General features: G+C 70.6%; 10 protein-coding genes. 6 read left to right on the top strand and 4 right to left on the bottom strand.

The features are described from left to right. The 5 genes from ACJA3G_RS19730 to ACJA3G_RS19710 all read left to right on the top strand — a co-directional run. The coding region (locus ACJA3G_RS19730) for a hypothetical protein (RefSeq protein WP_406554340.1) at positions 1–916 on the top strand (916 nt) is incomplete at its 5' end. 5 nt (positions 917–921) lie between these two features. Next, on the top strand, positions 922–2,031 hold the full coding sequence (chvE, locus tag ACJA3G_RS19725; RefSeq protein WP_406554339.1) for a multiple monosaccharide ABC transporter substrate-binding protein: 1,110 nt from the start codon (positions 922–924) through the stop codon (positions 2,029–2,031). A gap of 38 nt (positions 2,032–2,069) precedes the next feature. Continuing rightward, positions 2,070–3,623 carry a multiple monosaccharide ABC transporter ATP-binding protein gene (gene mmsA, locus ACJA3G_RS19720; protein ID WP_406554338.1) on the top strand — a complete coding sequence of 518 codons (1,554 nt, stop codon included), beginning with the start codon at positions 2,070–2,072 and terminating at the stop codon, positions 3,621–3,623. Positions 3,624–3,628: 5 nt separating this feature from the next. Next, positions 3,629–4,864, top strand: a complete 1,236-nt coding sequence (gene mmsB, locus ACJA3G_RS19715; RefSeq protein WP_406554337.1) for a multiple monosaccharide ABC transporter permease — start codon at positions 3,629–3,631, stop codon at positions 4,862–4,864. A 32-nt stretch (positions 4,865–4,896) separates the two neighbouring features. After that, positions 4,897–6,045, top strand: coding sequence for an aldose epimerase family protein (locus tag ACJA3G_RS19710; RefSeq protein WP_406554336.1), 1,149 nt, complete (start codon positions 4,897–4,899; stop codon positions 6,043–6,045). 31 nt (positions 6,046–6,076) lie between these two features. Here the strand turns inward: ACJA3G_RS19710 and ACJA3G_RS19705 are convergent, their stop codons facing one another. The 4 genes from ACJA3G_RS19705 to ACJA3G_RS19690 all read right to left on the bottom strand — a co-directional run bounded on the left by ACJA3G_RS19705 (position 6,077) and on the right by ACJA3G_RS19690 (position 9,546). Beyond that, positions 6,077–6,919, bottom strand: a complete 843-nt coding sequence (locus ACJA3G_RS19705) for an SMP-30/gluconolactonase/LRE family protein (RefSeq protein WP_406554335.1) — start codon at positions 6,917–6,919, stop codon at positions 6,077–6,079. After that, positions 6,916–7,686, bottom strand: a complete 771-nt coding sequence (locus ACJA3G_RS19700; protein ID WP_406554334.1) for an IclR family transcriptional regulator — start codon at positions 7,684–7,686, stop codon at positions 6,916–6,918. Before ACJA3G_RS19700 ends, ACJA3G_RS19705 begins: the two co-directional genes overlap by 4 nt. A 307-nt stretch (positions 7,687–7,993) precedes the next feature. Next, a complete protein-coding gene (locus ACJA3G_RS19695) occupies positions 7,994–8,641 on the bottom strand; it encodes a carbonic anhydrase (protein ID WP_406554333.1) in 648 nt (215 codons plus the stop codon). 116 nt (positions 8,642–8,757) lie between these two features. Continuing rightward, positions 8,758–9,546: a class I SAM-dependent methyltransferase gene (locus ACJA3G_RS19690; protein ID WP_406554332.1), complete on the bottom strand. Its 789-nt coding sequence runs from the start codon at positions 9,544–9,546 to the stop codon at positions 8,758–8,760. Between the two features lie 511 nt (positions 9,547–10,057). Here ACJA3G_RS19690 and ACJA3G_RS19685 point away from each other — a divergent pair. Beyond that, positions 10,058–10,555, top strand: a 498-nt coding sequence (locus ACJA3G_RS19685) for an MFS transporter (protein ID WP_406554331.1), incomplete at its 3' end; no start/stop codon positions are given.

Raw genomic sequence — 10,555 nt, 5'->3', positions numbered from 1 at the left:
GGGTCTGGGCGCGCCCCGGGGCAACCCCGCCGACTCCTCCCCGCACACGTTCCCCGACGGGGGCACCTGGCGCACCGAGATCCCCTCCGTGGAGGGCCCCGAGGCGCTCGGCGTCGTCCTGAAGGAGGCCTCCCGCCTCGATGTGCCCGTGCACCGCGTCAGCCAGGGCAGCGGTGTGTGGATGCTCTCCGACGCAGAGATCACCGAGATGGTGGAGGGCTGCGCCGAACGCGACATCGAGCTCTGCCTGTTCACCGGGCCGCGCGGCACCTGGGACGCCGGGGCCTCCGTCCGTACCGACTCGGGCGGCGCGGGGCTGCGCGCCCGGGGCCACGACGCGCTGGCCGGATGCGTCGAGGACGCCCTGCGCGCCGCCGAGCTGGGAGTGCGCTGTCTGCTCGTGGCGGACGAGGGCGTGCTGTGGAGCCTGCACCGGATGCGCGAGAGCGGCCTGCTGCCGGCCGGGACCACCCTCAAGGTCTCCGCGCTGATCGGCCCGGTCAACCCGGCGTCCGTCGCCGTCTACGAGCGGCTGGGCGCCGACTCCGTCAACGTCCCCTCCGATCTGACGGCCGCCCACTTCACCGAGGTCAGGCGCGTCTCCGGGGTGCCCATCGACCTCTACATCGAGGCGCCCGACGACCTCGGCGGCTATGTGCGGATGTACGAGGCGGCCGAGCTGATCCGCCGAGCCGCCCCGCTCTACCTCAAGTTCGGCCTCTCCAGGGCGCCCGGCATCTACCCCTACGGCGCCCATCTGCGCGACCTCGCCCTGCAGACCGCCCGCGAGCGGGTCCGCCGGGGCCGGCTCGTCCTCGACCTGCTCGCCCGCCTCGGCGCCGACGGTGGTATGTCCCCGCTCGGCTCCCGCCTTCCCGGCTCCCTGAACCGCTTCCCCGCGAACCCGAAGGACTGATGACCATGCGCCGCACCCGACCAGTCGCCCTCGCCCTCGTCGCGGGAGCCCTCGCTCTCGCCCTCACCGCCTGCGGACAGGACAGCGAGGGCGGTGGCAAGGCGACGCCCAAGGGCGGCAAGGGGGCCACGATCGGCATCGCCATGCCGACCAAGTCCTCCGAGCGCTGGATCGCCGACGGGAACAACATGGCCCAGCAGTTCCGGGCGCTCGGCTACAAGACCGACCTCCAGTACGGCGAGGACAGCGTCGACCAGCAGGTCGCCCAGGTCGAGAACATGATCACCAAGGGGGTGGACGCCCTGGTGATCGCGGCGATCGACGGCCGCGCCCTCAGCGACGTCCTCAAGCAGGCCGCCGACCAGCACATCAAGGTGATCTCCTACGACCGCCTCATCCTCGGCTCCCCCAACGTCGACTACTACGCCTCCTTCGACAACGAGAAGGTCGGCGTGCTCCAGGCGACGTACATCGTCGACAAGCTGGGCCTCAAGAACGCCCAGGGCGGCAAGGCCTTCAACATCGAGCTGTTCGCCGGCTCGCCCGACGACAACAACACCCGCTACTTCTTCCAGGGCGCCCTGAAGACCCTCCAGCCCTACATCGACAAGAAGCAGCTCGTCGTCCGCAGCGGCCAGACCCGGCTCAACCAGGTGACCACCCTCCGCTGGGACGGCGCCACCGCGCAGAAGCGCATGGACGACCTGCTGACCAAGGCGTACTCCAACGAGCGGGTGGACGCCGTCCTCTCCCCGTACGACGGGATCTCCATCGGCATCCTCTCCGCCCTGCGCTCCGGCGGCTACGGCACCGCCGCCAAGCCGTACCCGGTCGTCACCGGGCAGGACGCCGAGGTCGCGTCCGTGAAGTCCATCATCGCCGGGGACCAGGCCCAGACCGTCTACAAGGACACCCGGGCGCTGGCCAAGCAGGCCGTGCAGATGGCCGACGCGGTGCTCACCGGCAAGACGCCCCAGGTCAACGACACCAAGACCTACGACAACGAGAAGAAGGTCGTGCCGGCCTTCCTCCTCAACCCGGTCAGCGTCGACAAGTCCAACTACCGGTCGGTGCTGGTCGACTCGGGCTACATCAAGGCGAGTGACCTGAAGTGAACAGCCCAGACAGCCCAGACAGCGGGGACAGGGGGGACGTGGGGGCGCCCATCCTGGAGATGCGCTCCATCGTCAAGACGTTCCCGGGCGTCCGGGCGCTCTCCGACGTCTCGCTCACCGTGGCGCCCGGTGAGGTGCACGCCATCTGCGGCGAGAACGGCGCGGGCAAGTCCACCCTGATGAAGGTGCTCAGCGGCGTCCATCCGCACGGCAGCTACGAGGGCGACATCCTCTTCCAGGGCGAGCTCTGCGCGTTCAAGGACATGCGGGCCAGCGAGGCGCGCGGCATCGTCATCATCCACCAGGAGCTGGCCCTCGTCCCCTATCTCTCCATCGCCGAGAACATCTTCCTCGGCAACGAGCACGCCACCCGGGGCATCGTGAGCTGGAGCGAGACGCTCAAGCACGCGGCGCGGCTGATGAAGCGGGTGGGTCTGCGCGAGCATCCGCAGACCCGGGTGGCGGACATCGGTGTCGGCAAGCAGCAGTTGGTGGAGATCGCCAAGGCGCTCTCCAAGGAGGTCCGGCTGCTGATCCTGGACGAGCCGACCGCCGCCCTCAACGACGAGGACAGCGCCCATCTCCTCGACCTCATCCTGGAGCTCAAGGCGCAGGGCATCGCCTCGATCGTCATCTCGCACAAGCTCAACGAGATCGCGGCGGTCGCCGACTCGGTCACCGTCCTGCGGGACGGCAGGACCATCGAGACGCTCGACGTGAAGTCCCCGGACACCACCGAGGAGCGCATCATCCGCTCCATGGTCGGCCGCGACCTCGACCACCGCTTCCCGCCGCGCACCCCCTACGAGGGCGACCCGGGCGCCCACCCCGACCTTGAGGTGCGGGACTGGACCGTGCACCACCCCATCGACCAGCAGCGCAAGGTCGTCGACGACGTCAGCCTGCATGTGCGGCGGGGCGAGATCGTGGGCATCGCGGGGCTGATGGGCGCCGGCCGCACCGAACTGGCCATGAGCGTCTTCGGCCGCTCCTACGGCCGGAACATCAGCGGCACGGTGTGGAAGGACGGCCGACGCATCCGTACGAAGACCGTCCCCGAGGCGGTCGGTCACGGCATCGCGTACGTCACCGAGGACCGCAAGCAGTACGGCCTCAACCTCATCGACACCATCAGCCGCAACATCACCCTGGGCGCCCTGGACAAGGTGTCCCGGCGCGGGATCGTCGACGAGCACGAGGAGCGGCGGGTCGCCGAGTCGTACCGCACCTCCATGGGCATCAAGGCCCCGACCGTCTTCGAGCCGGTCGGGCGCCTGTCCGGCGGCAACCAGCAGAAGGTCGTCCTCAGCAAGTGGATCTTCGCGGGTCCCGATGTGCTGATCCTCGACGAGCCCACCCGCGGCATCGACGTTGGCGCCAAGTACGAGATCTACACCGTCGTCGACCAGCTCGCCGCCCGGGGCAAGGCGGTCGTCTTCATCTCCTCCGAACTGCCCGAACTCCTCGGCATGTGCGACCGCATCTACACGATGGCGGCCGGCCGGCTCACCGGCGAGGCCGCCCGCGCGGACGCGACCCAGGAAGTCCTGATGCGCCTCATGACCACGAACGACACCACGAACAAGAGGTAGCCGATATGGGTCCGGTCACGACCGACGCCGCCCCCAGCCCCCCGAGGACTCCCGAGCCGCCGCGCTCCGCCACCGGAGCGCTGCTCCTCGACGCGGCCCGCCGCAACATGCGCCAGTACGGGATGCTGGTCGCGCTCGGACTGATCGTCGTGCTGTTCCAGATATGGACCGACGGCGTCCTGCTCAAGCCCAACAACGTCACCAACCTGGTGCTGCAGAACAGCTACATCCTGGTCCTCGCCATCGGCATGGTGATCGTCATCATCGCCGGCCACATCGACCTGTCCGTGGGCTCACTGGCGGCCTTCGTGTCGGCGGCGTGCGCGGTGATGATGGTGGAGCACCATGTGCCCTGGGTGCTCGCCCTGGTCGTGGCCCTCGCGATCGGCGCCGTGGCGGGCGCCTGGCAGGGGTTCTGGATCGCGTACGTGGGCATCCCGTCCTTCATCGTGACGCTCGCCGGGATGCTGCTCTTCCGGGGCGGCACGCAGATCCTCCTCGGCTCCCGCTCGCTCGGCCCGTTCCCCGAGGGCTTCCAGAAGATCTCCACCGGCTACCTTCCGGAGGTCGGGCCCGACACCAACTACCACAACCTCACCCTCCTGCTGGGGCTCGCCCTCACGGCCGTCGTCCTGATCCAGGAGGTGCGCTCCCGGCGGCGCGAGCAGACGTACGAACTCGACGTACTGCCCCGCGGCCTGTTCCTCACCAAGTGCGTGGCGATGGCCGCGGCCGTCCTCGCCTTCACCATGACCCTGGCCAGCTACCGGGGCGTGCCCGTGGTGCTGCTCCTGCTGGCCGCCCTGCTCATCGGGCTGGGCTTCGTGATGCGCAACGCGGTCGTGGGACGGCATGTCTACGCGCTCGGCGGCAACCAGGCCGCGGCGAAGCTCTCCGGCGTCAAGGACAAGCGCGTCACCTTCCTGGTCTTCGTGAACATGGGCGTCCTCGCGGCGCTCGCCGGTGTCGTCTTCGCCGCCCGTCTGAACGCCGGCACACCCAACGCGGGCGTCAACTTCGAGCTGGAGGCCATCGCGGCGGCCTTCATCGGCGGTGCCTCGATGAGCGGCGGCGTCGGCACGGTACTGGGCGCGATCATCGGCGGTCTGGTGCTGGGCGTGCTCAACAACGGTATGTCGCTGGTCGGCGTCGGCACCGACTACCAGCAGGTCATCAAGGGCTTCGTCCTGCTGGCCGCGGTGGGCTTCGACGTCTGGAACAAACGCAAGGTCGGTTCATGACATCCCCTCAACCATCTGGAGGACCAGTGGAGATGAACGCCAGCAGACGTACGGTGATGGCCGTCGGCCTCGCGGCCGGTGTGGCGGCGACGAGCCTGGGCACCGCCCACGCCGCGTCGGGCCGCACCCCCACCAGGACGCTCTTCGGCACCCTGGAGGACGGCACGCCCGTCCACCGGTGGACCGTCAGCAACGGCGGTGTCCGCCTGGAAGTGCTCTCCTACGGCGGGATCGTGCACCGCCTCGACGTGCCCGACCGGCACGGGCGCACGGCCAACATCGCCCTCGGCTTCGACAACCTCGCCGACTACGTTGCCAAGTCCCCGTACTTCGGCGGTCTCATCGGCCGCTACGGCAACCGCATCGCGGCGGGCAGGTTCACCCTCGACGGGCAGTCCTACCAACTGCCCCTCAACGACGGCGCGAACAGCCTGCACGGCGGCACCAAGGGCTTCGACAAGCAGATGTGGCACGTGGAGCCCTTCACCCACGGCTCCCGCACCGGCCTCGTGCTCTCCCGGATCTCACCGGACGGCGAGATGGGCTACCCCGGCACCCTGAAGGTCCAGGTCACGTACACCCTCACGGCGCGCGGCGAGTGGCGGATCGACTACGAGGCGACCACCGACCGGGCGACCGTCGTCAACCTCACCAGCCACACCTACTTCAATCTGGCCGGCGAGGGCAGCGGCCCGGTCTACGACCACACCCTCGAACTGGCCGCCGCCCGCTACACCCCGGTCGACGCGGGGCTCATACCGACCGGGGAACTGGCCCGTGTCTCGGGCACCCCGTTCGACTTCCGGCGGACGAAGCCGATCGGCCGCGACATCCGCCAGGGCCACCAGCAGCTCCTGTACGCCAAGGGGTTCGACCACAACTGGGTGCTGGACAAGGGCAGGACGGCGGAGCCCGAGTACGCGCTCACGCTGGCGGAGCCGCACTCCGGCCGGGTGATGAGGATGTTCACCACCGAGCCGGGCATGCAGTTCTACAGCGGCAACTTCCTGGACGGCACGCTGCGGGGCACCTCGGGCCACATCTACCGCCAGGGGGACGCCCTCTGTCTGGAGTCCCAGCACTTCCCGGACTCGCCCAACCACCCGGCCTTCCCGTCCACGGTGCTGCGCCCGGGCAGGACGTACCGGTCGTCGACGGTGCACGCCTTCTCGACGCGCTGAGCCCTCGCGGGTACCGCCTTCCGCCCCGGTGTCAGCCGGCGAAGGCGGTACCCGCCATCCCGCGCCCGATACCGGGCAGCACCAGCAGCGCCCCGCAGAGCGGGTGCGGCCGTCGCAGACCGGTACGGGCGCTGGTGACGTAGAGGTCCGTGAGGTCCGGGCCGCCGAAGGCGCAGGCGGTGGGGCGGGGCACCGGCAGCTCGACCACCAGGTCGAGCGTGCCGTCCGGACCGTAGCGGCGCAGGGCACCGCCGTCCCACAGCGCCACCCACACACCGCCCTCCGCGTCGACGGTGAGCCCGTCGGGGAAGCCGTCCTCGTCCCCGATCAGCGCGAACGGCCGTCTGTCGTGGGCGAGGTGCCCGTCGAAGTCGAGGACGTCGATCCGCCGGGTCGGGCTGTCGACGTAGTACATGAGCCGCCCGTCGGGGCTCCAGCCGGTGCCGTTGCTGACCGTGACCGGGCCGGGCACCGCCGTGGCCGCGCCGTCCCCGGTGATCCGGGTGAGGGTGCCGCCGCCGGTCGCCTCGTCGTAGCGCATCGTGCCCGCCCACAGGGCGCCGTCCGGTGCGACCGCCGCGTCGTTGCCGCGCCGCCCGGGCACGGGGTCGCGCAGCAGCCACGAGAACGCGCCGTCGGGGCCGTAGAGCCCGACGCCGTCGCGGAGATTGACGACGAGGCCGCCGCCCGCGCGCGGCTTGGCGGCGCCGACGTGCTGTCCGGTCGCCATGACCGTGCGCCGGCCGCTGCCCGGCTCGTAGGTGTGGATCCGCGACGCCAGGATGTCCACCCAGACCAGCCGGCCGCTCGCCGGGTCCCAGGTGGGCCCCTCGCCGAGCTCCGCCTCCTCCCGTACCGCCACGTCCGGGTTCATCGCGCGCCCCGGTGGCCCAGCCGCACGGACAGGTCGCCGGCGCCCTTCAGCGCCAGCTCGGCGAGCTCCGCCTCGCGGGCCTCGGTCCACCTGATCATCGGTACGGAGATGGACAGCGCGGCGACGACCCGGCCCGCGCTGTCGCGGACGGGGGCGGCGACACAGCTGACGTCCGGGTTGGACTCCCGGTGCTCGACGGCGGTCCCCCGGGCCCTGATCTCGGCGAGCGCGGCCCGCAGCGCGGCGGGGTCGGTGATGCTGGCCGGGGTCATGGCGACCAGCTCGCCGCCGGTGATCCGGGCGTCGAGCTCGGCTTCCGGGAGCGAGGCGAGGAGCATCTTGCCGACGGAGGTGCAGTGGGCGGGCAGCCGACGGCCGGCCGCCGAGACCATCCGTACCGCGTGGGTGGAGTCGACCTTGGCGATATAGATGACGTCGGTGTGCTCCAAGATGGCCACATGGACCGTCTCGTCGCAGGTCAGGGCCACCTCGCGGGCCACCTGCTGGCCTTCGGCGGCGAGGTCCAGCTGTTCGGCGTACCGGCTGCCGAGCTGGTAGGTGCGCACCCCCAGCCGGTAGCGCCCCGGCTGTCCGGGCGCCGCCGCCAGGTAGGAGCGGGCGGCCAGTGTGGTGACCAGTTCATGGACCGTCGTCCGCGGCAGACCGAGCCTGCGCATGACGTCGGGCGCGGAGAGCGGCGCTTCGCTCTCCAGGAAGAGTTCCAGTACGTCCAGCGCCCTGGCCACCGCCGGCACGAGTCGCCCCATGGCCGCCACCCCACCCTCTGTGTTCGAAACTCCGGTCAACGACCGGAATGACGAACACAGGCTATCTACAGGGCGGTTCGGGGGGCAATGGGGCCGCCCCCCGGGTGACGGCCGAATCGGGGCTGGGGCGTGTTGCGAAAGTGGCGCCGTCCGCCCGGAGGGCGGGCCCCGCGGCGTCCGGTGCGTGCGATCGCAAGGCGGAGGGTCGCCCTCGTACCGGGTGTACGTGGGCGATCCCGACAACGCGGCGAGCGCGCGTGCCGGGCGTCGCGGGGCAGGCGGGACTTTCGCAACACGCCCCAGGCGCTCAGGCGGAGAGCGCGGTGGTTTCCGCCGTGTCGGGGATTCCGTGCGAGGTGACGAGGCGGGCGTTGCCCTCGGAGAGCTGGTAGGCGAGGCCCACGACGCCGGTGTGACCGGCGGCGACCTGGTCCGCCAGCACCCGGGAGCGGTCCAGGAGCAGGTCCACGGTGTGCTGTATGTGCGCGTCGATGTGGTCGCTGTCCGAGGTGAGCCCCGCGGCCCGGGCGGCCAGCACGCTGGGGGTGACGCGCTCGACGACGTCCCGGACGTACCCGCCCGCGGGCAGTCCGCCCTCGACGGCGGCGCGGGCCGCCGCGACGGCGCCGCACGAGTCGTGCCCGAGGACCACGACGAGGCGGCAGTCCAGCACGCTGGTCCCGTACTCGATGCTGCCCAGGACCTCCGGACCCAGGACGTGGCCGGCGGTGCGGACCACGAACAGGTCACCGAGCCCCTGGTCGAAGATGATCTCGGCGGCCAGCCGCGAGTCGGAGCATCCCAGCAGTACCGCGAACGGCTTCTGCGCCGGCGCCAGCTCGGCCCGGCGCGCGGCGTCCTGGTTGGGATGGCGCGGGGCCCCGGCCACGAAGCGCCGGTTTCCGGCGAGGAGGGAGTCGAGGGCGTCGGCGGGAGACACGGGAAGAGAAGTCATGTCACCAGACTCTACGAGGCGGGGGACGTCGCCGCACGGGCCGGGGGCCGGGCCGTCCACACGCGGTTGACGTGCCCCGCGCCCCGTACGACGCCCCCGGTGCAGCTCGCGGGCCGTCAGGCGCTCCGGTGGGTGACGCGGATCTTGGACTGGCCGTGCTCCCGGGTCTCCCAGTCGTCCATGAACCGCGCGGCCAGACCGTGCTTCCCGGCGAGCGCGACGAGCGTGGAGGTGCGGTAGTAGAAGTCCTCGCGCAGCACCTGGTGCTCGGCGCCCTCGGTGCGGTCGAAGGTGAAGTCGAAGAGGCCGTCGGGCTTCAGGACGCGCCCCACGTGGGCGAAGCACTCCTCGATGACCTCGATCGGTGAGTGCGAGAAGACGCTGTGGGCGTGGATCACGTCGAAATGGGATTCCGGCAGGAAGTCGAAGGTCAGGTTCCGGGTGATCGTCAGATGGGGCAGCTTCGCCTGGAGTCCTCGGGACGCCAGGGTGTCCTTCGCCGCGATGAGGATGTCGGGGGATATGTCGATGCCGTAGTAGTGCCCCGGCTCCAGGTAGTCGATGAAGCGCCAGCCGGCCCGCAGGTTTCCGCAGCCGATGTCCAGCATGCGCTGGCCGGGGTGCAGCCCGTGCTCCCGCAGGTAGGCGAACTGCATCTCGCCCAGCGCCAGCCACCGGTCGTGCGACTTGCTGCCGACGGCCGCCTCGGGGCTGCGAGCGGCGTCGGAGGCCATCACGGCGCGGTAGTAGTCGACGTGGTCGGGGTGCTTCAGCCGCAGCCAGGTGTCTCTCGCGGTCCGCCTGATGTGCGGGGCGATCCGGTCCGGATGCGCGAGCGCGTAACGCACCTTGTGCGTCACCCGCGCCCTGTTGACCACAACCGATCTGGCCTTCTTCTGGGACATACGAGCCCTTCCGTGTACGGAACCCCCGCGTGCGGAGTCCGCGTGTGCGGCGTCGACGGAATCGACCCTAGGGAGGCCGGACCGACGAGTAATCCCTCGTACGGCCGAAGCCGGGGAGTCCTCCTCAGGTGCCATGTCCGCCGGAAGGACGAGGGGGACGACGGCGGGCCGCGAGGGCGGCGGCTCCGCGCCCGGGCGGGCGCAACACCGCATTCGCTCCATAACTGACGGAATAGACGATTCCGCTACAAGCCGGTCGTCCATGGCGGTTTTCGGCCAGGATCGCGACCATCACTCCGTGTGCAGGTTACCCGGCCGTCCCCCGCTCCGCTTCCGGAAGCCACCGGTGTGCGGCCCTTGCGCCGTGCACACCGCGTGGCAGGAGTTCATGCGGACTTACCGTGAGTTCGCCGAAAATTCTTACGCGTTTCTGACAACAGAAGACAAGACTCGACCGAAACTGACCGTGATCCTTTGACTCCGGATCGGCGCCTCGGTGAAGGTCGTTCACATGTCCCTCACATCCGGAGCCTCCACGGGCAGCCCGATGCGCCGACGCGATTTCCGGATGCTGCTCGCGGGAGCGGCAGCCGGACAACTCGGCGCCCAGGTCACCCTGGTGGCCCTCCCCCTGGTGGCCGTACTCGAACTCGACGCCTCGGCCTTCCAGGTAGGCCTGCTCACGGCCGCGGAGACCGCCGCCTTCCTCCTCGTCGGACTGCCGGCGGGCGCCCTCACCGACCGGATGCGCAAGCGTCCGCTGATGATCCGGGCGGACCTGGTGCGGGCGGTGGCGATGGCCAGCATCCCCGCCGCCGCGCTCGCCGACGCCCTGACGATGGCCCAGTTGTACGCCGTCGCCCTGATCACGGGCGTGGCGACGGTGTTCTTCGACGTCGCCCACCAGAGCTTCCTGCCGCAGATCCTGCCGCGCGAGGAGCTCATGGCCGGCAACGGCGGTCTGGAGACGGTGCGTTCGACCGCGCAGGTGGGCGGACCGGGGGTGGGA

The sequence above is a fragment of the Streptomyces sp. YS-3 genome, from assembly GCF_045257485.1.
Lineage (GTDB): Bacteria > Actinomycetota > Actinomycetes > Streptomycetales > Streptomycetaceae > Streptomyces.
Note: the sequence above shows the minus strand (reverse complement) of the source record. Positions and strands in the feature narration are given on the sequence as shown.

Excerpts from the sequence above, each read along its gene's own strand:
- ACJA3G_RS19705 (WP_406554335.1), bottom strand. The coding sequence starts at position 6,919 with ATGAACCCGGACGTGGCGGTACGGGAGGAGGCGGAGCTCGGCGAGGGG.
- ACJA3G_RS19695 (WP_406554333.1), bottom strand. The coding sequence starts at position 8,641 with ATGACTTCTCTTCCCGTGTCTCCCGCCGACGCCCTCGACTCCCTCCTC.
- ACJA3G_RS19690 (WP_406554332.1), bottom strand. The coding sequence starts at position 9,546 with ATGTCCCAGAAGAAGGCCAGATCGGTTGTGGTCAACAGGGCGCGGGTG.
- ACJA3G_RS19710 (WP_406554336.1), top strand. The coding sequence starts at position 4,897 with ATGAACGCCAGCAGACGTACGGTGATGGCCGTCGGCCTCGCGGCCGGT.
- ACJA3G_RS19700 (WP_406554334.1), bottom strand. The coding sequence starts at position 7,686 with ATGGGGCGACTCGTGCCGGCGGTGGCCAGGGCGCTGGACGTACTGGAA.
- mmsB (WP_406554337.1), top strand. The coding sequence starts at position 3,629 with ATGGGTCCGGTCACGACCGACGCCGCCCCCAGCCCCCCGAGGACTCCC.
- chvE (WP_406554339.1), top strand. The coding sequence starts at position 922 with ATGCGCCGCACCCGACCAGTCGCCCTCGCCCTCGTCGCGGGAGCCCTC.